General features: G+C 47.9%; 19 protein-coding genes. 8 read left to right on the forward strand and 11 right to left on the reverse strand.

Going from position 1 to position 22,055, the window contains the following annotated elements:
* Positions 1 to 65 precede the first annotated feature (65 nt).
* The 5 genes from LKI20_RS09215 to LKI20_RS09235 all read left to right on the forward strand — a co-directional run bounded on the left by LKI20_RS09215 (position 66) and on the right by LKI20_RS09235 (position 5,052).
* Positions 66 to 1,097 carry an adenosine deaminase gene (locus tag LKI20_RS09215; RefSeq protein ID WP_291773032.1) on the forward strand — a complete coding sequence of 344 codons (1,032 nt, stop codon included), beginning with the start codon at positions 66 to 68 and terminating at the stop codon, positions 1,095 to 1,097.
* A gap of 248 nt (positions 1,098 to 1,345) precedes the next feature.
* Positions 1,346 to 1,891: an FMN-binding protein gene (locus tag LKI20_RS09220; protein WP_291773034.1), complete on the forward strand. Its 546-nt coding sequence runs from the start codon at positions 1,346 to 1,348 to the stop codon at positions 1,889 to 1,891.
* Positions 1,888 to 2,838: an FAD:protein FMN transferase gene (locus LKI20_RS09225; RefSeq protein WP_291773036.1), complete on the forward strand. Its 951-nt coding sequence runs from the start codon at positions 1,888 to 1,890 to the stop codon at positions 2,836 to 2,838. The genes LKI20_RS09220 and LKI20_RS09225 overlap by 4 nt, the downstream gene beginning before the upstream one ends.
* A complete protein-coding gene (locus LKI20_RS09230; protein ID WP_291773039.1) occupies positions 2,832 to 4,115 on the forward strand; it encodes a ferric reductase in 1,284 nt (427 codons plus the stop codon). The genes LKI20_RS09225 and LKI20_RS09230 overlap by 7 nt, the downstream gene beginning before the upstream one ends.
* Positions 4,116 to 4,251: 136 nt before the next feature.
* Positions 4,252 to 5,052, forward strand: coding sequence for a mechanosensitive ion channel family protein (locus tag LKI20_RS09235; RefSeq protein ID WP_291773040.1), 801 nt, complete (start codon positions 4,252 to 4,254; stop codon positions 5,050 to 5,052).
* Positions 5,053 to 5,195: 143 nt separating this feature from the next.
* Here the strand turns inward: LKI20_RS09235 and LKI20_RS09240 are convergent, their stop codons facing one another.
* Both LKI20_RS09240 and LKI20_RS09245 read right to left on the reverse strand, forming a co-directional pair.
* Positions 5,196 to 5,837 carry a response regulator transcription factor gene (locus tag LKI20_RS09240; RefSeq protein ID WP_291773043.1) on the reverse strand — a complete coding sequence of 214 codons (642 nt, stop codon included), beginning with the start codon at positions 5,835 to 5,837 and terminating at the stop codon, positions 5,196 to 5,198.
* Positions 5,834 to 6,964, reverse strand: a complete 1,131-nt coding sequence (locus tag LKI20_RS09245) for a sensor histidine kinase (RefSeq protein ID WP_291773045.1) — start codon at positions 6,962 to 6,964, stop codon at positions 5,834 to 5,836. The genes LKI20_RS09240 and LKI20_RS09245 overlap by 4 nt, the downstream gene beginning before the upstream one ends.
* Before the next feature lie 465 nt (positions 6,965 to 7,429).
* Here LKI20_RS09245 and LKI20_RS09250 point away from each other — a divergent pair, with 465 nt between their 5' ends.
* From LKI20_RS09250 to LKI20_RS09260, 3 genes are read left to right on the forward strand one after another with little or no spacing between them, the layout of a single operon-like run.
* On the forward strand, positions 7,430 to 8,416 hold the full coding sequence (locus LKI20_RS09250; RefSeq protein WP_291773047.1) for an ABC transporter ATP-binding protein: 987 nt from the start codon (positions 7,430 to 7,432) through the stop codon (positions 8,414 to 8,416).
* Between the two features lie 43 nt (positions 8,417 to 8,459).
* On the forward strand, positions 8,460 to 9,689 hold the full coding sequence (locus tag LKI20_RS09255; protein WP_291773049.1) for an ABC transporter permease: 1,230 nt from the start codon (positions 8,460 to 8,462) through the stop codon (positions 9,687 to 9,689).
* Entirely contained in the window at positions 9,676 to 10,953 is a 1,278-nt protein-coding gene (locus LKI20_RS09260) for an ABC transporter permease (protein ID WP_291773051.1), read from the forward strand. The genes LKI20_RS09255 and LKI20_RS09260 overlap by 14 nt, the downstream gene beginning before the upstream one ends.
* Positions 10,954 to 11,025: 72 nt before the next feature.
* Here the strand turns inward: LKI20_RS09260 and LKI20_RS09265 are convergent, their stop codons facing one another.
* From LKI20_RS09265 to LKI20_RS09305, 9 genes are all read right to left on the reverse strand, one after another.
* Positions 11,026 to 12,267 carry an ABC transporter ATP-binding protein gene (locus LKI20_RS09265; RefSeq protein ID WP_291773053.1) on the reverse strand — a complete coding sequence of 414 codons (1,242 nt, stop codon included), beginning with the start codon at positions 12,265 to 12,267 and terminating at the stop codon, positions 11,026 to 11,028.
* Positions 12,268 to 12,270: 3 nt separating this feature from the next.
* Positions 12,271 to 13,182, reverse strand: coding sequence for an ABC transporter permease subunit (locus LKI20_RS09270; protein ID WP_291773055.1), 912 nt, complete (start codon positions 13,180 to 13,182; stop codon positions 12,271 to 12,273).
* Positions 13,173 to 14,090 (reverse strand): ABC transporter permease, encoded by a 918-nt coding sequence (locus LKI20_RS09275; protein WP_434734920.1) that lies wholly within the window; start codon positions 14,088 to 14,090, stop codon positions 13,173 to 13,175. The genes LKI20_RS09270 and LKI20_RS09275 overlap by 10 nt, the downstream gene beginning before the upstream one ends.
* A gap of 3 nt (positions 14,091 to 14,093) precedes the next feature.
* A complete protein-coding gene (locus LKI20_RS09280) occupies positions 14,094 to 15,230 on the reverse strand; it encodes an ABC transporter substrate-binding protein (RefSeq protein ID WP_434734957.1) in 1,137 nt (378 codons plus the stop codon).
* A gap of 427 nt (positions 15,231 to 15,657) precedes the next feature.
* Positions 15,658 to 16,857, reverse strand: coding sequence for a D-alanine--D-alanine ligase family protein (locus LKI20_RS09285; RefSeq protein ID WP_291773057.1), 1,200 nt, complete (start codon positions 16,855 to 16,857; stop codon positions 15,658 to 15,660).
* Between the two features lie 141 nt (positions 16,858 to 16,998).
* The gene (locus LKI20_RS09290) at positions 16,999 to 17,994 is read right to left on the reverse strand and encodes an NAD(P)H-dependent glycerol-3-phosphate dehydrogenase (protein ID WP_291773059.1); all 996 of its coding nucleotides are present in this window, start codon (positions 17,992 to 17,994) and stop codon (positions 16,999 to 17,001) included.
* Between the two features lie 120 nt (positions 17,995 to 18,114).
* Complete coding sequence (locus tag LKI20_RS09295; protein ID WP_291773061.1) at positions 18,115 to 18,999, reverse strand: lysophospholipid acyltransferase family protein; 885 nt, start codon at positions 18,997 to 18,999, stop codon at positions 18,115 to 18,117.
* Positions 19,000 to 19,072: 73 nt separating this feature from the next.
* On the reverse strand, positions 19,073 to 20,404 hold the full coding sequence (gene murA / locus LKI20_RS09300) for a UDP-N-acetylglucosamine 1-carboxyvinyltransferase (protein ID WP_291773063.1): 1,332 nt from the start codon (positions 20,402 to 20,404) through the stop codon (positions 19,073 to 19,075).
* A 147-nt stretch (positions 20,405 to 20,551) separates the two neighbouring features.
* Positions 20,552 to 21,703 carry a diguanylate cyclase gene (locus LKI20_RS09305; RefSeq protein WP_291773065.1) on the reverse strand — a complete coding sequence of 384 codons (1,152 nt, stop codon included), beginning with the start codon at positions 21,701 to 21,703 and terminating at the stop codon, positions 20,552 to 20,554.
* Positions 21,704 to 22,055 lie beyond the last annotated feature (352 nt).

A 22,055-nucleotide genomic window follows, 5' to 3' on the forward strand; every position in this document is an offset into this window, starting at 1 on the left:
GCCAAAACGGTGAACTACACTTATGACCCATCACATGACCGATAAAGAACAACAAACGGGGTTTTATGGTTTCACCTACTATCTCCGACGCCATCAGAACGATGCCGAAGGCTGAATTACATTTGCATATTGAAGGGACGCTCGAACCTGAACTTGCATATGAGCTGGCCGACCGCAACAATATCCAACTTCCTTTCTCAGGCCTAGACGATTTACGGCAGCGCTACAAATTCACTAATTTGCAGTCCTTTCTTGACCTTTACTATCAACTCATGAGCGTTCTACGCACTGCTGACGATTTTCGCGATCTTGTGCTTGCCTATATGGCAAAAGCCAACGAGGCTGGCGTGGTGCGAAGCGAAATATTTTTCGACCCACAAGTACATGTCGAAAACGGACTTGATATCGACACAGTTTTGGATGGACTGCTGAGCGGCATGATTCTTGGTCGCGAGCGCTACGGCATTAGCTCAGGTCTTATTCCATGCATTGTTAGAGATAAACCAGTTGAATCTGCAGCGCAGATAGTAGAGTCCCTTGCTCATAGATCTGATGAACTACTCGGTTTGGGCTTGGATTCTGCAGAGCTGGGCTACCCTCCACAGCTGTTTAGTGACGTGTTCGATAGAGCACGAGATCTGGGTCTGCATCTAGTCGCTCATGCCGGTGAAGAAGGCCCAGCAGATTACGTCAAACAGGCAATATACGATCTTAAGGTGGAACGCATCGATCACGGCATACGATCGGTTGAGGATCTTGAACTATTAGAGATTCTGAAAGAGCGTAATATTCCGCTCACCTGTTGCCCGCTATCAAATCTCAAATTGCAGGTGGTTAACAAGCTGAGTGAATTGCCATTGCAACAACTCATTACCAGTGGAGTGCAACTGACCATTAATTCCGACGACCCTGCCTATTTTGGTGGATATATTGCTGATAATTTCGATGCACTCGCTGACATAGGATTCACACTCTCTCAGTTGGCACGCATGGGCGAAAACTCTTTACGGGCAGCCTTTTGGGGAGAAACTGAGCGTGACAATATGCTCAAACAATTTGCCCTCTGGGAACAGTCCCACCAAGCACTGCTTCAATAACATATATCAGGTCATTGCATGGTTGATGCTACCGCCCCACGAGAGCAACGCAGCATGAAGCCATGCAACGTTGTGGCCTCAAGTACGCGATTATTGGCAGCTCTTGATATTGCGTACAAAAAACTCACAACAAGCTCCCAGCTACCTAGCTAATTTTTTTAAGTTTGTCACGCTTGCATTATTCTTAGTAATACTCATACTCAAGCAGACGACAGTGAAGAACCTGCCTGCGCACACCGGGGGACACGATGCGACGCAAAGTAACTGGGATAGCCATAGGTGTTGTAGCAGCATGCGCCATTGTTGTGGATATGTTCATGCTCTTTTTCAAGCCTAGTATGGATGCCTCACTCTCCTCTGAGCAAAGCAGCACGTCATCATCCGACGACACCAATCGCAGCTCATCCCCCTCTGCCTCCTCCACGACATCAAGTGATGAGAGCGCTTCTTCCGACGCTTCTAGCTCAAGCACAGATACAGCGACTGATTCCGCGTCTCAATTTGCTGATGGAAGCTATACCGGCGAACTTATTCACACCAATCGCGGTGATGTTCAAGTGCAGATTACGGTAGCAAACGGCAGCATCAGCGCAGTAACAGCCATAACCTATCCTAATGAAACAGCACAATCACGAAGCATCAGTGCACAAGTCATACCTACATATGAGCAAGAAGCAGTCGACGCACAAAGTTCAGATATCAAGCTGATTAGTGGGGCTACAGAAACATATACCGGTTTCACTGGTTCACTCCAAGATGCCATTAATCAAGCCACTCAGGCAGGTTCATCATGACGGATATCACACCGCTGACTCATCATGATGACTTGCACCCCGTGCCTCAGATGCTGGTCGAGGTAATCGCAGTGATGAACATTCCCTTCACCATCATGGTGAAACCCTGGCAAACAGCGAGTCTTGGCAATCAATCTTGCTGGGAATGGACGCAGCACGAGATGAAAGTCGCTGTTAATAACATTACAAATTTTCTTCGTGATGTAGATTTACGGTTCTCACCCTTTAAATCTCACTCGCTTGTTTCATCGGCGCAACGAGGTGAATGGTCTTCGCTGCTCGACGATCAGGATTTCCAAGAAATCTGTGGAAAAACAGCCTTAGCAAAAACTCTCACACACACAGCTTTCGATGCTTTTCATCAAGGAATTTATGACCCAATTGGGCTCGTTAAGGGGTGGGCCATCGAGACAGCGCTTGACAGATTCCTTCGTCCTCTATTACTCACATCGTTTCCACCCTCTGATCACCATGACTCTCAATCTGCCTGCTGTGAAGCAGTTGCTATTAATGGTGGTGGTGACATTCGTGTAGCAGTCTCGCAGCACAGCGATTACCTCTGGAAAATCGGTATTGAAAACCCTAATAACACCAGTGAGATCATCGCCCAATGTGCAATTCATAACGGAGGTATCGCTACTTCAGGATTCAACAAACGTGGCATGCATATCACGCACACCAATGAAGATGAAGTACTTCGTCAGCTCACCGTCATCAGTGATAGCGTCGAAGATGCTGACATGTGGTCTACTGCTGGAATCGCAGCTGGATTGCACTCCTGGAAGACCCTAGCTCAAGAACACTCGCTTAATGCAATTGCAGTCAGAAATAGTGGAGAAGTATTGCACTTTGTTCATGGAGAACAAAGTAATAAACAATTCACTTCTATTGTTTCGCAAAATGCCGTCGAACTCAACACGAAAGTATCAAAGGAACCATCATGCTGAGAAAACTGCGTATACCATTGGCTCTTACCTGGTTGACCGTTATATTCGTCATACCTATGCCTCTGCTAGTTCTACTAACGTACGGTCTTTCACCGTTGTACGCTGACTCAGCTCTGGCAATTCAGTCAGGAATGATCGCATATTGCTGGATGCTCACTGCGATAATGCTGAGTACTCGTCCACACTTCTTAGATCGTCTGATAGGTCTGCCGAATATTTATATGATTCATGGCATTCTCAGTCTCGGCGCAATTATGCTTGCGGCACTGCACCGTAGCGCTTTACCTTCCAGTGGCCTTATTGCGCTTACCGGCAATGCAGCATTCTGGATTTTCATCTCAGTCGCTGTTTGGTCCATGGTGTTTATGGCAGGATGGCTAACCACACGAGTACGAATACTCGCTCGAATAAAACGAGCCCTGGAAAAACTCTTCCGACATGAATTTTCTGTATGGTTGCATCGGCTCAATCTTGTCGCTGTGACCTTGATTTTTATCCATGTTCAGTTGATTCCTATCGTGAACACTATTCGCCCCTTCATGATTGTTTTCGATGCAATGTCACTGCTAGCTGCAGTGCTATACATTCGTTCGAAGCTAATACAACGCTTCGGAGCGCATCGCGGCACAGTTGAAACCGTGCAAGTAATCGCTCCAGGAGTACTTCAACTTGATATCCATGTGCCTGCTTTGCATGGCTCATGGGAGGCTGGTGACTTTGTATTTATCCGTTTCCCAAGGATCAAAGGACTTGGAGAATATCATCCATTCTCCATTGTTTCTGTACCTTCCAGATCTGCAAGGATTCGCTTGGCTATACGCGGTGACGGTGATTTCACCCGTACGCTACCCAAGGCAGTTGATGAAGGTGCTGCCGTGGAAGTACTACCTCCCTTCGGACGATATCAACGTTTCCTCGACGAACGTGATCCCGCACGGCCTATGGTGATATTTGCAGGTGGTATAGGTGTGACTCCTTTACTGCCTGTTGCGTTGGCTTATGAGGATTCAGAACGTCCAATTCATTTCTTGTATTCAGCGCGCAGCACCGATCAATTGCTGTACGCTGATGAGCTCGAACGCTGGTCTACCAAAGATCATCGTATGTTGAAACTCCAGGCGGGTAGGTTCTCTCCTGACGAGTTAAGCTCAGCAATGCTGCCCAATGCTGTGTATCTCATTGGCGGGCCAGCATCTATGTTGAGAAGCTCGCGTCGTCTACTCATGTCTCAGGGGGTACGCGCTGATGATATCTGTTATGAACCTTTCACCTGGTAATAATTTAGAGATGCGTTTACAGATGCACTATGTGTGATAGAGCGCTATGTGTGATAGAGCACGGTGAGCAGATAGTATGGTGCCAGTTGTAAAGGAATAAGGTCTATCACCTAGCTAGAAGCTGAACGGGAGCGTTATGGAAGGCTTTTGGGGAATAGTGTCGCGCTGGTTGGCACAATATTCGGATCGCATCATAATTTTCGTAGTGACGCTTATTGCCACGATCATCATCACCAAAATTGTTGCCAAAGCACTCCAACGATTGCTCGATCGCTCCCAAATTCCTAGTGCATCAATATTCATCAATATTGTGCTCGCTGTGATCTGGATTATGGCTGCGATGATGATTATGCAACCAGTATTCGGGGTAAATCCGACTACTTTTACTACAGCTTTGGGAGTAAGCGGCATAGCGCTGTCCTTTGGTCTCAAGGACACCATTTCAAATATCGTCGGCGGCTTTGGTTTGATGATGGGAAAAGTTATCCAGCCAGGTGACGTGATTGCTATATCTGGGACCAGCGGCACTGTTAAAGATGTGACATGGCGACATACTATCGTCACGGAACTGTCTGGAAATGAACTATGGATTCCCAATTCAGTGCTCAATACAGTTTCTTTAGAGAAGTTGTCATTAAATGGCGACACCATGCTACGTATTCCGTTGATTATCAACGGCAATTGCGATCCTGATACTACTGCTCAAAAAATATTGGCGCTTGCTTCCCAAGCCTCCAGTGGCATGACAGTTCCGACAATTCCCTCAGTTGTCAGATTTCAAGGTTTTACACCATACGGAGTCAGCGCAGAACTTTGGGTCTTTGCCAAGCCAGAAGTGTTACCCGCCATGGTGCAAGATCTGGTAGTCAGGGCGCTCGTTGGACAGGATTTTCTTGTCCAGAACCTAGCTGCGACCCTTCCTACAACATCTCAATAGGCTATTTCTCGTTTGTGTAGTGATTACGAAATATCAAGGTCGAATATCAAGCGGCTTATTGTTGCAATTCTGCGGTTTTCGTAAATCTTATACATGGCCTCTAGCTGAAAATCCCTACACAAACGAGAAACACGCATTAACCGCTAGCTCGCGTGTGCATGAATCCAAGAAATAGCCAATTGCGTGCGGTTAGTCATATCGAGTTTTGTAAGAATATCGCTAATACGGTTCCTGATGGTTCCCTCACTAAGAAATAACCTTGACGCGATATCGTGATTATCCAAACCTTGAGCAACTAGTGCAGCTATTTCTCGTTCACGAGAACTTAATGCTGCGAAATGGTCGGATTCCTGAGAATGCGATGACGCGTCCGGCGAATTCCCTTCCAAAGGCAGTTGCGAAAGAGCCTTGGCCCCAAGCACCACTTGCCCTGCCATTACAGCCTGCAATGCAGGCAACACAGACGCTACATCTTGCTTAATCAGGTATCCCTTACCTCCTATAGATAAGGCCTGCTCTATATAGGATTTGTCAGCAAAGGTGGTGAGGAACAGTATTCGTGCCTGCTCATCGTCATTGATAATTTCTCGGGCAGCATCTAGGCCATTACCACCTGACATCTGCACGTCCATGAGCAGCACATCAGGTTTAAGAGACTGGTATTGCTTGACTGCACTAGTGCCATCATAAGCTGTCCACAGCACCTCCACTTCACTGTCTTGGATGAGTATTGTGGACAGTGACGAGCACACAATCGGGTCGTCATCAACTATGGCAACTTTCATTTCGCTCCCCCTGAACAATCATGACTGTTATCTGTTTGCGTATTCATCTGATGCACCGGTTTATGTTGATCCGTTACCAGATCCTGCCACCGTTCTTTTGGTATAGAGACAAACACTCTCCATCCGGTACCATACGGGCCACACAATGCAGAGCCGCCAAGTTGCTGTGCGCGTTCTTCGATATCTGCCAAACCCATACCGCCCATGCCACGTCGAAGACTTCCTTCATTGCTGTCACCACCGAAGGCCATGAATACCGGGCGCCTACGCTCTCGATGTACACCATCCAACTCCGATGAACTTGGCGCTGAATCATCATAAGCAACCTCATCCGAAGATATACCGGCAGGATAAGCATTGCTCGGTGCAGCTTGTATCTCTGCGCCATCGTCTTGAACCACCAGTTGCCACAGTGCAGGCATATTCCTCAATATGATGGTGACATGGTGTGCACTGCTGTGCCGTGCTGTGTTATTCAGAGCTTCTCTGATTGTCATCACAAAGCAGCGAGTCACAGCTACAGGGGCATCTTGGATTGCATTCTCTAGGTGAACCTCTATTGATGCAGAGGTATTTTCTGTTCCGACTGTCCCCCTGGTATCACTCAAGTCAAGGCAGTGTGCAGCCACATCAATCTGGCTACTAAAGTCATTACCCTGCTCATCAAGGTCATGTACAGCGTCGCGGACCATCGTCATAGCTTGCACGAAGGTATTCTCAAGATCCTGAAATGATTGGATAGTCTGCTCATCAGTTGTGGATTGAGCGAGCACTTGGGATGCGTGGGCTTGCATAATTCCTCTAGTGAGGAGATGCCCGACATTATCGTGAATCTCTCTAGCAATTCTGGTACGTTCCAAAAGCGTTGCATGACGAGTTGAACGAATACGCTCTGTTTCCATTTCTAATCTGTCAGCATGAATACGCCTGACGGCATCGTTACTAGAATCTTCCGCTCTCAGGAGCTGGAGTTTCACGGCGCTTAAGGCTGCCAACGTGACACCAATACCGAAGGTGATGAAACTGAACAATGCCACAACCATATGCACGCCGAGCTTCGTAGCGTCACTCCATATCACAGATGTAACGACAGCGGCAAACCAAACGAAATAAAGTAACCAGCGCATCAAGCGAAGCTTGGGCTGCAAACGCGTATTCTTATACAATTCGCTTTGCCTTTGCCGGCCACCCAATATCAAACCCGTATCGCATGATGAAAGAGGTATGAATGGGATCAACATTGGCACGAACATACTTGCCAAGAACAAGCATATACATGGAAGCGAAGCATACCAGCGCGGCAACGACCATTCACTCAAAGCACTAGCGGATAACGACACCAGTAGCGCTACAACTAGAGGAGCTTCGAGCGTACCGTCTGCGAGTATCACTGCCCATATAAGACAGAGCATCCAGATCAAGAGTTTGAGCACACTACGCCACATAGCAACTCCATCTTTTCAGCATTCTGTCATCATTAACGATACATGCTTAGCCCTGTGTATTTCTCCGCCAAATATGATGACAAACATCACTTGATCCGATGACACTGATCACTAACGCGAGGCATAACTATGTGGGAATATACAAGCATGAGCACCGTTCACAGCAACACCCACGCAGCAAATACAGCCATCAATCACGATGATGTCATATCCGTAACGGGTCTGGTTAAGCATTACGGCGATATGCTCGCTTTGGACCACTTCGATTTGAGCGTCAAACAGGGTGAAATATTTGGTTTACTCGGACCGAATGGCTCTGGCAAAACCACAGTTATTAACTGTCTGCTTGCACTGTTGAGCTATGAGTCTGGGAATATTTCGCTGTTTGGCGCTCCGATGACTCCAATGTCGTATGGCATCAAACGACGTATTGGTGTCGTTCCACAAAACATAGCAGTATTTAATGAACTCACTGTCAAAGAAAATATTGATTACTTCTGCTCGCTGTATGTCTCAAACCGAGAAGAACGCTCTCATCTAGTTCAGGAAGCGATAGCATTCGTAGGCCTCGAGGACTTCACCAAATACCGACCTGGAAAGTTGTCGGGAGGTTTGATACGCAGGCTCAATATCGCGTGTGGCATCGCACACCATCCTGATTTGGTGCTTTTCGACGAGCCGACAGTTGCGGTCGATCCTCAGAGCCGCAATGCAATTCTCGAAGGAATTACGCATTTGCGTGATGAAGGTGTCACTGTGCTTTACACCAGTCATTATATGGAAGAGGTCGAGCAGATCTGCTCACGCATCATGATTATGGATCATGGAAGACGCATCGCACTAGGTAGCGCTGATGAACTCAAAGACATGATTGACCTTGGCGAGCGCATCTCCATCAACACCTTAGATCTGAGGCTTGAGACCCTCACCTCTATACAGTCACTCCCATTTGTGGTGCAAGCCGATTACGACGGCAACGAGCTCACAGTAACGTGTAGACACGGTGAGCGGAATCTTGCCGATTTGCTCGATATATTGAACGCCAGTGGGAGCAGTATTGGACATCTGATTTCGCGACCACCGTCCCTGAACGACGTGTTTCTGGAATTAACTGGCAAAGCATTGCGTGACTGAATATTGATGGCCGTTACCAAGTATAAATGAGGAGGGTTGTACCGTGTGGACTACTGTGCTGACCACTATTAAGGTCAATCTGCGTGAAAAAATCAATGTATTTTGGCTCTTTGCATTCCCTATCATTTTGTCGAGCTTGTTTGTTGGTATGTTCAGCGGTTTAGGCGGAGATGAGATTACGCCACAACGCATAGCAATCGTTCAAGATTCCAATTGGAGTCATACATATGGTGCCCAAAGTTTCGTCGACACGCTCTCAGATACTCAGAGCAGCAATACTAGCAGCTCAAAACAAACACTGCTCTCCCCTGTTAATGTCAGTTCAGTCGATCAAGCGACAACATTAGTGAAGGAACGCAAAGTTGACGGGTACCTATATGCAAACACCAATGGAAAACTAGCAATCGGCGTTTTGGACGTTGTTGTGGCTGACGCTACTAATTCCATTTCCACCACAAGTTCAGGCATCACTCTGACGGCATTGCGTAGCGTTATCACGCAATTCAACCAGAATACGTCTATTGCCACCGCAATGGCGGATAGCAATACGCACCAGGCTCGAAACGGTGCTTCATCAGTAAGCGCATCTGATTCAACAGCGTCATATAGTTACACCAAAGATCGCACACTCACCCATTTCGCACCTGATCCTTTCGCGCGATATTATTACGCCCTGCTAGGTATGACCTGCCTGATGTCTATGAGTTACGCAGTGATATCAATTACCTTGTCGCAAGCGAATCTTTCAGCGCTGGGTGCACGTCGCTCAATTGCACCGTTGTCGAAATGGAAACAACTTCTGGCAACGTTCTGCGCAAGTTGTTTCGCTTCATTTTTGAGCCTCTTAACAGCTTTCCTCTACATCAGATACGTGTGTGGCATATCTGCAGGAGGTCGCGAAGCATTGGCAATCATTGCCCTGATAATCTCATCATTTGTTGCTACTGCACTCGGACTACTCATCGGAGTACTTCCTCGCCTCTCACAAGGCATGAAAATTGGTATCAGCACTGCTATGGCCTGTATCGGCGCATTATTTGCTGGCCTATACGGTCAGTACGCCATGAATGTCAGCGATGCTATCAGCAGGAATTTCCCAGTACTACACATATTTAATCCTGTGAAGCAGGTATCAGAGTTGTTTTACGACTTGTTGTATTACGACAGTTACCAACCCTTCTTACGCACGAGCGGCATCATTATGGTAATGAGTATCGTGTGTTTAGCTGCCGCTGTCACACTGATGAGGAGACAACGCTATGAACACCTGTAAAGCGGCAATGCGCATAATGTGGAGACACAAACTCTACTTGTTGATTTATATGGTCGGACTGGGATCACTCATGCTAGTGATGGGATCTTCAGCTATTACCTCTGCCAGCACACCAGTCGATGCGTCAACAAGTTTTGAACAGACCCGCCCTAGAATAGCAGTCATCGACACAGACGGCGGGAAACTTGGAGAAGGACTTCGTCAACGCCTAGCTACGAGCAGTAAAATCGTGACACTATCAGAAGATAAGCAAAGCTTACAAGATGCCGTTGCACGAAATGACGTTGATTTGATAGTGGTGATTCCACATGGCTATTCTCAGCGATTTGAACAATCAGCTACAACTGGCGACCAACCACCGAGTGTAGAGAGTACCGTAAGCTACACATCTGGTTTAGGATCTTTAGCAAAAATCGACGTTGATGGCTATTTCACACAAGTGCGCAATGTCTTACATGCTCAGCAGCATCAAGACTTGGATAATGCAGTAGATATTACCCTCGAGCACACTTCCAGCACTGAAGACAACGCTGACATTCAGGTAGTGAAAAGCAACACTCAATCCAGTCGATTATTAGCAAATGGCTTTGGCTTGGTAATGAAGCTGTCTATTTATCCGCTATTCACAGCCCTGACAGTGTGCGTATCATTGCTCATTGGCATCTTTAATACGGTAGAAACCAAAAGACGCATAACAGCATCTCCGGTGAAATCCTATGCCCTTGACAGTCAACAACTACTCGCGAGCTTGATTATCGGACTCGTGTGCTGGCTGTTCTATACCTTCGCCACCGTTGCGCTAACGATGCCTCACAATCCTGGATTCTCAGTACTGAGCATCTCTGAAATGAGCTTACCGATTATTACTCTGCTGGTATTTACCTTTGTTGCCATTGCCTTTGGGTATATGCTAGGGCAATTCAGTATTTCAAGTTCAGCTGCGAATGGCGTATCAGTAGTAATGGGCATGGTGCTGATGTTCACCTCTGGGGCCGCCTTCGACCCATCTGTTATGCCAAAAGTGATGATTATGGTCGGTAAACTTACGCCAGGCTGGTGGTTCTCTGCATCCATAGACCATGCATTAGGAATTTCGACTGCATCGTCCTCTGGCTACGATATCTATGGTTGGCTCCAATCGCTTGGCGTAATGGCAACATTCGGACTAGCCTTCCTCTGCATAGGTCTAGCCATCGGACGCTTCAAAGTCAGCCATCCGGTAAACCAGACTCAGAAAACTACCCGATTAACAGAACTAGGCTGAAGCGCAGTCTCTTAAAAGGGTCGCAGCACAATCAGATTCGATTACATCCGAAATGCGTCGTCACAGTTTAAGCTATCTGATAGCTAAAGCTGCAACAGGCCGCGGAGCGATAAGCACTTCAGCACCTGGTACAAGACCAGGAATCATTTCACTAGCGGATAGTTGCACCACCACAAGCTCGGTAGGCTTAATAGTATTGTGCTCTACGTGCAGATCACAGGTAACCCGTATCACAGCTCCAAGGAACTGGATATCTGTGACTCTCGCAGGAGCACCATGCATTTGGTGTTCGACTGCTTCGACCTTAAGTGACAAGGCCAAACTCTCCGGTCTCACCAGAACGATCACTGCATCGGATGATGCATCATCATTCAGTGGTTGAACAAGAGGCACACGCTGTCCAAATACCATCGCTTCACCACCACCGTTGCACAATTGGCCAGGCAAACGATTAGTTAAGCCTATGAATGTCGCCACAAATTCGCTACGCGGTGACTGATACAGCTGCTGAGGAGCATCAATCTGTTCAATACGGCCAGCATTCATTACGCCAACGCGATCTGCCACCGCAAGGGCTTCCTCCTGATCGTGTGTGACAAAGAGCGTAGTTGTGCCAGTTTCTAACTGAATTCTGCGAATTTCTTCACGCAGCGAGACACGAACTTTAGCATCAAGCGCAGAAAGCGGCTCATCCAGCAACAATACTTTAGGGGATATAGCCAGAGCTCTAGCCAAAGCGACTCGCTGTTGCTGACCACCTGACATCTGGTGTGTATATTTGCTGCTCTGGTCTCCCAGACCAACTAAATCCAACATCTCGCCAGCTTTGCTCCGACACTGCGACTTCGTCATACCACGAACTTGAAGTCCAAAAGCGACATTTTGTAAAGCGGTCATATGAGGAAATAACGAATACGCCTGAAACACCATCGCCATGTCGCGCTTATTCGTTGGAACTCCAGTCACATCACGGCCACCGACAACAATACGTCCCGAGTCTATATCTTCCAAACCTGCCAAAGAGCGCAAAGCTGTGGTCTTACCGCAACCCGAACGTCCAAGTAGCACCACCATCTCGCCAGGCCTGATATCGAGGTTGAAATGTTGAAGTGCTGTGACTCCTGAGTATGCTTTGGACACTTGCTGCAGCTGCACTCCTCCACCTACAGCATCTGATTGTTCCAACACCTGTACTGCCTCACGAATAGTTTCAGTTCCTCTACGCGAGACGACATTGTCATGTTCTTGACTCAGCAAAGGTGTTTGTTGCGTCGATGACAACATGTCATCAGACTGCTTGTTCATTATTGTCATAAGCTATGCATTCCTCCGTCGTTGTATAGAGTCCGCGATGATGTCGAGCACCACCAGCAGCACCACACCGAATACCAAAGCTAACAACGCCATAGCTGTAGATATCTGTGAATTTGATTGCCCAAGCTGGTACAAAGCCACTTGAAGGTTTACTCGACCGAGCAAAGAAGCCACGGTGTATTCCCCCATCACCACGGCGATGCCAATAAATCCGGCCGACAATATGCTCTGCCAAAGATTTGGTAACAGGATCTTGAAAAATAGAACAGGCCAAGATGCTCCCAATGAGCGTGAAGCTTCCGTTAGCGTACGCATATCAACTGAACGCATCCCTACAGCAAGTGCCCTATACGAAAATGGCATGACCAAAATCGTATATGCGAAACACAGCCATATTGGATCAGTCGAAAGCACATCTGCTGAAATCCACCGATAAATTGGACCTAAACCTACCACTAGTACAATTGCGGGAATAGTCAAGGGTAAGGTACTCACCCACTCCACTAAACGAGCCAATTTCGGCGAACGTAGATACGTAATCACCATTACGGGGATTAGCAAAACCAACACCATCAGCACCGTAACTACGCATAACGCGAGTGATACACCTAAACCTTGCCACAGAATCGACATATCTGTTCCTAGTGAATCTCCACTGCCAGTGAATATTGCCTTCCACGCGTCTAGACCCCATTGCCCTGAAAGTGGTTGGCGAACGGTGAACAACAACATAGCGAGCAGGGGCACTAGCAAGAAGGCTAAAACCACCAGCAAGATAACCGCTTTTATGATTCGTTGCTTGCGTACTCGTGCTGCTCGCAGTTGAGGGGCAGGAGCGTTGATAATTGCCGATGGTGAAGAATCCTCAGATTTTCTGTTGTGAGTTGTCAGAATTGTAGATGTTGTTACTGCCATTTTGCGAAACTCTTCTCAAATGCATGACTGAGTACCATCACCACTGCCACAACAACGATCATTGCAAATGCCAATACTTGTGCAAATCCTTGCTGTCCCGGGTCCATCTCGTTACGAATGGCGCCCTGAATCATCAACGGAACAATAATCGAGCGTTGAGAGAACAGCGCAGCAGCAGTGGCATATGCAGAGAAACTGTTAGCAAAGAGCAGCAGCGTGGCACTAATAAATCGAGGCAACAGGATTGGGCAGGCAACACTGGTCCAATATTGCCAACTGTTTGCGCCTAATGATTCTGAGGCTTCTCTCCACTGTGGACGTATCGAGTCCATTGCGGGTAGAAAGGTAATAATCATCAGAGGAATCTGAAAATAGCAATACACGGTAATCAAGCCTGGAAGACTCGAAAGCCAATTTGGGCTCACCGTGATATGGAAAAATTGCTGCAACATCATCGTGACCACGCCGTTGATGCCAATAGTTGCAATGAAAGCGAAAGCCAGCATAACACCGCCAAACTGCGCGAGCACAGAGCACAAAGCAACGATAATGCGCCGAATTACTCCATCTGGTTTTGCACCAATAACTAGCGCATATGCCACTAAGGCCCCTGCTATAGCGCCAATCACAGCCGAGAGAATAGACACTAAGATAGATGTGCAAAAAGACTCCAGAGTGTTGGCCTGTGTGAGTTTGCTGAAATTGTCGAGAGTGAACGCGTTGGTAGGCGACAGAAATGCTCCGACAATGACAATTCCCGTGGGCAATATCAGGAATGCTGCTACATACGAGAAAAAAGGTATGGTGACTGCTGCAGTGCCGAGACTTCTTCGACGAGCAGGGCTCATAGCACGCGAACGAACAGCCCTTTCTAGGGGCCGTCCGTTATTTGCTGAGATGGAACTCATACTTCAGTTACCGATCGTCTTATCCCAGTTGCTTTGAAGCCATGCCGTGATGCGTGTTGAGTCATCATTCGTGTAGGAAATCGTATCTCCCTCAAGCTGGGTCTGATCTGCGAGAATATCCTTGTCAACGGTGCCATCTTTTTCCATAGCTGACAGCAGTACTGGCGTAGCGCCACCCTTCAACCATAGATTCTGTGCATCGGCCGTGTACAAAAACTCTTCCCACAGACGAGCTGCTGCCGGGTGTGGGGCTTCTTTGTTAACAGCCTGGTTGTAATAAGAAACAACCTGAGCCTTCGGGAAGGTTTTATACTCCCAATCAACGCCTTTGGATTTGAGGCTCTTCTTGTAAGATGCCTGATTATACGTCCAGTCAAATACCACTCCGGTTTGTCCTGAATCAATAGTGCCGTCGGTCACATCTACCTGAGTCAGGTTTCCTTTGTCTTTCAAATTCTTGAAGAAATCCAAACCGGGTTGCAAGTTTGTCAGGCTTCCACCAGAAAGTGCGTTGGCCATTAAGAATCCGTTGAATGCAGCACCAGCCTCGGCGGGTTTACCATTCAACGCAACAGTTCCTGCGAATTTAGTATCCAACAAATCGTCGAGGGAACTTATGGAACCGTACTTGTCCTTGTTCCAACCGACTGACATAATCCCGGTATAACCGGCATGATACAAACCTGTGGAGTCCTTGAGACTATCAGGAATTGAATCCCATGCTTGAACCTTATATGGAGCAAAATACTGTGTGCTGGTTGCTGCTACAGCGAGACCAACATCAACCACATCGGGGGCCGCATCCGTTCCAGCATTAGTCTTAATCGCATCAATCTCTTCTTTTGAAGAAGCATTTGGATTAGATTCATTAACCTTGATTTTCGGGTATTTCTTCTTGAACGCGGAGATTACCTCACCATAATTCGACCAGTCATGTGGTAGAGCAATAACGTTGAGCGCCCCCTCAGCATTGGCTGCCTTCACTAGATCATCCATAGTGCCAAAATCGGAAAGCGAAGTAGCTGATGCAGCTTTGGAATCGGCTGTTGAAGTGCTACCTGCCGATGCTGTGCTGGCAGAACCTGATCCACAGGCTGCAAGCGTGGAAACAGAGAGCATAACGGCCACTGAAACCGTCATAAGCTTACGCAGAGATTTCACGACATTCCTTTCGAAACATAACGGGAAGGCCAGGCTTGCATCCTCAATTTGCGCAGGTTGCATTCGTCTCATCATCTTCCTAGTCAAAGGCGCATGGTGCACCTTTATTCCCCAAATCAGGAGATTAGGTCGACACAGTGAAGGTTAGGGGTTAGCAACATGAACGCTTCGCGTCATTTGAGTATCCTCAAGTGAACTTTTAGGGAGCACAATTGTAGGCGGGCGATTTGTGTAGGGATTTGTCAGCATATTGACGCTATTGTGTATACACAAAGATTGCAATTTCAACGATTAACCACGCTATACAGATCTGGTGCGGTCACAAATCCCTACACAAACGAATATAGGCACCTTTTCAGTGCCATCCAGCGTATCAACAGACCATGTTTAACATGCTTAACACGCTTTAGCGCAGTACACCTTCGATGAGCTTAGTAATCAGCTCTGTATAGCTGACACCCGTAGCATCCCAAGCCTTGGAATACATGGAGATAGGAGTAAAACCTGGCATAGTGTTAATCTCGTTGACCATCACTTCTCCATCATCACTAACAAAAGTGTCAACTCGGCTGAGCCCTTTGCCATCCACTGCCGCAAAAGCATGTGCAGCTAGGTCTCGCACCTGCTGCAAGGTATCTGCAGGAAGATGTGCAGGTACCTCAACATGCGATGCCTCAGCATCTCTATATTTGCTATCGAAATCGTAGAAGGACTCATTGTCCTCTTCGCGACTGTCGAGCACCACTTCGCCTGGCAAGCTTGTAGAGACTGGATCTAGTGCGGAAGGTTTCAATACGGCACACTCAATTTCGCGTCCGCTAATACCCTCTTCAACTAGCACTCTCCAGTCATGAGTAGATGCTTCAAGCAGAGCAGACATCAGTTCTGCTGCATCTCCTACGTGCTCAATTTTCGTCACACCAAAACTTGACCCTGCGCGAGAAGGTTTAACGAAAAGTGGATAATGCAAATGCGCATCTGCAATGTTTGCCAACACTTGCTGAGCAAATTGCTTCTTGCCCTGATCAGTATTGGGAATTTCTCTCGTATCAACAGTGATCCATGGCGCAACACCGATACCAGAAGCTCTCAGTAGCACTTTCGTAAAATGTTTATCCATGCACGCAGCAGAGGCGAACACGCCACATCCTACGTAGGGCACATCCATCATCTCAAGTAGCCCTTGCACAGTTCCATCTTCGCCGAAGGGACCGTGCAAAACTGGAAATACTGCATCAACATGTCCAAGCGGAGTGACTTTATTCTGAGATGAAAGGGTAGGAAAGCTTGTCGTCTCGGCATCGTTATTCCCGATTAAATCACTATGCTCACCGACCATGAAACCGTCAGCACCACGTGCCACATCCAATAGAATAGGTTGAGAATTCTCAGTTATTTCTACACTTGGCAGACTTTCATCGTCGAGACTCCAGCCGCGAGGATCTTCACCGTTAATAATCCACTGCCCACTGCGAGTAATACCAACAGTCACGACATCGAAACGATTGGTATCGATAGCATTAAGCACACCAGATGCTGAGACGCAGGAGATTGGATGCTCATCCGCTCGACCACCGTATAAGACCACAATCCGCTTCTTTGGCATGACGCTCCTTCATCGACAATTGCGCAACCGCAACATGTTCCCAGCTGTTAGAAAGATTACCCCTCACCCACCAACCGTAGGGTTAAGAACGACGTCATCCACAACTTCAGCACGTAGAACGAGGAGACACGCTGCAGGCACTCACTCTGCGGAAATATCCGATGCGAACAACTCATCAAGCATCTGCCCACAAGACAGACCCTCACTGAGGACGCGACTCATCGCGCTCGCTAAGGGTGTTGCAACACCAAGTTTCTTGCCCAGATCTGCCATAGCTGTTGTGGTAGGTACGCCTTCAGCGACACCATTACTTGCTTTCGTGGCTTCTTCTGGAGACATACCTTTGCCAAGGTTCGATCCAAACGTGTAGTTTCTACTCAGCGGTGAACCACAAGTAGCAATCAAATCGCCTACGCCTGCCAAGCCTGCGAAAGTATGTTCCTGCGCTCCACTTGCCACACCTAAAGCTATCAGTTCTGCAAGTCCACGGGTCTGTACCAGCGCAGCAGTGTTCTCACCATATCCAGCACCTCTACACATGCCTACAGCAAGAGCTACCACGTTTTTTAACGATCCACACAGTTCAAGTCCTACCACGTCAGGGGATGTATATGCCTTGAAATAGCTTGTCGTGCAAGCTGAAGCAACTTTGCGAGCAACATCAGGCGAAGCAGATGCAACAACTGTTGCGCTTGGTTGTTTTGCAGCAACTTCTTTACTGAGATTTGGTCCTGATACTGCAGCAAAACGCTCTGAGGAAAGCTGCAAAGATTCACGCACCACCTCGTCCATTCTGGCTCCTGTGCTGCGCTCAATGCCTTTCATTAATGACACTACAACAGCGTTATTGGGTATGAATGGAGCAAATTGCTTAAGAGCGCCACGAGCAAATTGTGCTGCAATCGCCACAACAATAATGTCCGCATCCTGTACCGCTTCTGCACGATCAGTGCTGGCGACCATCGAATCCGGTAGACGATCCACACTCGGCAAACGTGAACTATTCCGGTGATTGGTATTGATGTCTTCAACAATTTCTGGTTCTAAGCCCCACATCGTGACCGAATTGCCAGCGTCTGCCAAAACCTGACCGAATGTGGTTCCCCAGGCACCCGCACCCAACACACTTACGTTCATTTTGTCGCTCCAAACAGAAAGCGTCGCATACGGCACTTCCCAACTTTTATGTTCATTTCTGGTCGATTGAGCTGATTAGGCTATCCCAATATTGACTATTACCTTAGGCATTTGATGAATTTATCGCGCTTGACGAGTCATGGTGGGATAGTCCCAGAGCCCCTCTGGAGGTGGTTCTTCACCACGAATCTCCACCATAATTTCTTCCATGCGGCTTCGCACACGATGAGCAAGCTCAATCACTGACGCAATAGGTGGCTCATCACCCCAATCGCTAACATCACTGAGCAGATCTGCATAATCCAGTGCTACGTCATAGCAGAGCACCACATTTTTACGTGGCCAAGGCCACCAATGATTAATTGAAGCTGCACCCCAAGTTACTGCCACATGCAGTGGAATCTGTTTACCTAAACGACGGGAAGCTTCTAAAGCAATATATCCAATGCCAGGTTTCAGCGTCATTGGCCACTTCGCTGGATCACGAGTAACCGTTCCTTCTGGCCAAACTGTAAGCGGACGTCCTGAAGCAATGATGTTAATGGATTCTTCTTCGATCACACGAGCCTGACCAGTACGTCGTGGAACTGCTTGCATACCTACCAACTGAAACCACTTGCCGATGACAGGCCAGCCAGCCATCTCGGCTTTGGCCATATACCGCGGGCGCCGACCCATGTGGAATAACGACATCATCGGTATAAACACGTCGAATTGAGTCACATGCGTGGCAGCAGTAATAAATGTGTCAGTCTCAGGAACATTCTCCAGTCCCCACGCTCGCACTTTACAACTGTTACGAACAACCCATGTGGCACCCGCGAGTAAGCGATCCGTATCTTTGGGATTCTGGGCTGCGATCTCAGCGACATTAGGACGATGAACCCCCGTAGGGTAATACTGCGTGGGGTCCACAAGCTGATGTCGTTCACGAAGTCTGTCCATCTGCACATCATCAAGAGGCTTCACAGCAGAACGCGGAGAAGGTTTTCCTTTGGATACCATATCTCTATTGTGCCCTATGCCCCGACCCAACGGCACGAACTATGCGGAGATATCGGAGAAACCATACACAGATTCAGGAAATATCAGCTCCCAAAGCACTGAGTTTCTCACGGAAATCTTCGTATCCACGATCAATTAGCGAGATTCCATGAACGGTTGACGGACCTGTTGCAGTGAGCGCGGCGATGAGGTGGCTGAACCCTCCACGCAGATCTGGCACGTCGATATCTTGTCCGGTTAATGGTGTCGGCCCGAATATGACAGCGGAGTGCTCGAAATTGCGCTGTTGGAAACGGCATGGCAATGAACCGAGGCATTCACGATACAGCTGAATCGTGGCTCCCATTGAGATTAAAGGCTTAGTAAAACCGAAACGATTCTCATACACGGTCTCGTGAACGATGCTCAAACCTTTGGCTTGTGTAAGTGCAACTACAAGTGGCTGCTGCCAATCCGTCATAAAACCAGGATGCACATCTGTTTCGATTGCTACAGGTTTCAAATCACCGCCAGGGTGCCAAAAACGTATACCCCGATCACTGATGTCGAACTCTCCACCAATTTTGCGAAACACGTTAAGGAAGGTCATCATCGAAGGCTGATCGGCTCCCTCAACAAATATGTCGCCATGAGTAGCCAGTGCGGCAGAAGCCCAGCTAGCTCCTTCAATACGATCAGGTAATGAAGTATGCGTGTATCCCTTAAGTGCTTTAACACCCTCAATACGAATCGTACGGTCTACGTCAACAGAAATCTGAGCACCCATCTTTTGTAGCACAGCTACTAGGTCCATAATCTCCGGTTCTGTAGCAGCACCAGAAAGCTCAGTTTTGCCCTCAGCCAACACAGCAGCAAGCAAGGTCTGCTCCGTAGCACCAACCGATGGATACGGAAGATGAATCTTTGCCCCGTGCAAGCCCTCAGGAGCAGTAATATGAATTCCTGCCTCATGCTCTTTATCGACTTGAGCTCCAAGCCGTCGAAGAGTTTCCAGATGAAAATCAATCGGACGACTCCCAATGCGACATCCACCTAAGGCCGGAATGAACGCTTCGCCAAGACGATGCAGTAACGGTCCAGAAAACAGGATAGGAATCCTTGACGAGCCTGAAAGAGTATCCACATCTGCAACATCTGCGAGCTCAACATGGCTCGCATCAATGGTGACCACACCCTCTTTTGACTGCACATCAACACCGACGCCATGCAGTCTGAGCAAGTCGGATACCACTTGGACATCACGAATCTCAGGGACATTTTTAAGCGTTGAAACACCTGGGGCGAGCAGGGCAGCAACCATAGCTTTACTAACAAAATTCTTTGCTCCACGTACCTTAATGGTGCCTTCGAGAGGTTTACCTCCCACAACATGCAGCACATCTCTCTCGGGTTCAACACTGGCCACGGCAGACTCCTCTTTGTACGAACACAGCCTTTACAAGACTGATTCTCTTTACAACTTCAAATAGTCTCCCACACCGCATGTGGGGACACCGTGAAATGTGCGGGAAGCCGAACCCAGCCTCCACACCAAGCGCCGCTGCGCCCAGCACTATTCTCGCAAAGAACGCGATACGCTTTTGGCGAGATTCGGATCCCACATCGCGCCGGTTGCGCTCATTACCACATCTGCTCCCGCCTGACGATACTGAGCGAAATCTCTGGCGTCGAGGACACCGCCTACACCAACAATCGAGAAATCCAAATGTTGTTGAGAACGTATGTCATTCAATCTAGTGACCATATCAAGACCAGAAGGCCGTATTGCATTGCCGCACACGCCACTACGCTCACGTCCTTCACCTGGAAGGGCTTGATTCCCTTGGGCATCGACGAGTTTGGCAGAAATCGTATTGATAGTCGCTAAACCTTGCACCACGCGATGAGCAACCGTGGCCTCTATGAGTCGATTCAAAGCTCGGTTATCGGGAATGAACGCCAACTTTACGATTAAGGGAACATCACCGATATTATTTTTAACAGCTTCACAAATTTGGCCAACCAATATCGGATCATCACACAATAGTTTATTTTTGCCTTCATTCGGGCAACTGGTGTTCATCTCAATAACCTTTGCGCCAGTTTCCAACAATAGTGCTGCGGTATCCACATGATCCTGGATATACGCCTTGGTATCCATTCCAGAAAGGCGCGAACCCTGGAAGCTGCCAATGAGTAACTGCCCTGTACCAGCATGGGCAATGGCCTTCTGCATATCAGGCTGCCATATATCAGGGTCGCGTGAAGGTACTCCGAAAGAGTTGGAGATAGAAATCGGACGTTCATAATGGTCATCAGCCAGAACGCCCTCCTCACTCTCAGTGCTTCCAGCTTCCAAAAAACCGTTTGCTGATTTCGGGTGGACTGCTAACACGTTAGGAAAAGGGTTACATTCCCATGCCCTTGAACGCACTGTTTTGTATACGCAAATGTCAAATCCCATCCGGAACGCGGCATCAGTGAAAGCACTGTTGAGAAGCGGTCCAGCAGGGATACCGAAAGGCGTTCTCAGCTGTTGTCCAAGAAAGTTATAGGGGGTGTCAACACTAGAATCGTCCGATACCGCAGAAGCAGAAATCTGTGAGAAGGCACCAAAAGGACCTTCATTATAGTTTTCTTCATAACTGCGTCGAACGTCATAGAATGGCTGCTGGCTACCGTTCTCATTGGTATAACGGTCGGCTTCAACAGTTCGGCTGCTCATATACTCTCCCTTGCACAGTGGTTCCCAGATATGCAGGATTCCCACACACTGTATTCATCGCGTTGCTCCGTGCTCTTGTCAACACTGTAACCTCTCTCCCGAAACTGTGCATTACCGCATGCGCTAAGCCATGATTGAGGAAACCGCATACAATACTGCCCGATATGAGAAAGGTATCGGGCAGTATTGTAATTACACAATGCATGCTGACACGTGAACAGGTGGAAACTGAGGATTAACGGAGTAAACACCGTCGTTTTGCCCTAGATAAACGGTGTTCTGCAATTTGTGTAGGGATTATTGGGCTAAGCCGGTCTATATACACAATACAAACGTTGCAATTCTGCCATTC

The sequence above is a fragment of the Bifidobacterium sp. genome, assembly GCF_022647885.1.
GTDB lineage: Bacteria > Actinomycetota > Actinomycetes > Actinomycetales > Bifidobacteriaceae > Bombiscardovia.